The 255-nt window shown below is 54.9% G+C and carries 1 pseudogene; it reads left to right on the top strand.

The window, feature by feature from the left end:
* Positions 1-255 (top strand): annotated as a pseudogene (locus tag E0D98_RS26815) (protein ImpB); the annotation flags it as partial.

Raw genomic sequence — 255 nt, 5'->3', positions numbered from 1 at the left:
AAGTGCACAGTGGGCAACAAAGCAATGGCCACAGTTTTCCGGTGTGGTCGCGCTGACGGCAGAAAACCGTAATCGGATCTTGAAGCTACTGGGGCTGCAGCCAGTTGGTGAGGTCTGGGGAGTAGGACGCAGACTGACGGAAAAGCTGAATGCGCTGGGTATTAACACAGCACTGCAGCTGGCGCAGGCTAACACGGCATTCATCCGGAAAAACTTCAGCGTCATTCTTGAGCGTACGGTACGCGAACTCAACGG

The sequence above is a fragment of the Escherichia sp. KCJ4928 genome, from assembly GCF_004352695.1.
Taxonomy (GTDB): Bacteria; Pseudomonadota; Gammaproteobacteria; order Enterobacterales; family Enterobacteriaceae; genus ECMA0423.
Note: the sequence above shows the minus strand (reverse complement) of the source record. Positions and strands in the feature narration are given on the sequence as shown.